Consider the following 399-nt stretch of genomic DNA (forward strand, 5'->3'; position numbering starts at 1 on the left):
GCGGAGCCTCCGGATAAGGCTGCAAATATGCGTGAATCTCCGCTTTCGGCCCGTATAAGACACTGATCAATCTCTTCCGGCGATTGATACATGAAGCAGGGGCTTTTTCCCATATGTTCGATCAGCATGCGGCGTAAGTCCCGTATTTTGTACTGATGCTCTTTTCCAAGCTCCTCGTAACGAATTCCGCCGGAAAGCGTGAGGGGGAGCGGGGCGGTAAAGGACAACAGCTCCATCGGCCGGATTGCATCGACGCATCGTAAACCAAAACCGCAGGTGAAAAATGCCTCAAGCCCCTCGCGGTCGTGTGCGTAAAGGCTGACCGCGTGCGACACAATCTTATGTTCCACCCATTTTTCGGCGGCTTTCTGATACATTCGCCTGTAAAGGAAGGCCCGG

Annotated in this window: 1 protein-coding gene; it reads right to left on the reverse strand. The window is 53.6% G+C overall.

Annotated features, from left to right (window positions below; genetic code table 11):
* Window positions 1-377 (reverse strand): GNAT family N-acetyltransferase (locus NE664_15155; protein MCQ4727970.1); only part of this gene is annotated, 377 nt, incomplete at its 3' end.
* Window positions 378-399 lie beyond the last annotated feature (22 nt).

Source organism: Anaerotignum faecicola, assembly GCA_024460105.1.
GTDB lineage: Bacteria > Bacillota > Clostridia > Lachnospirales > Anaerotignaceae > JANFXS01.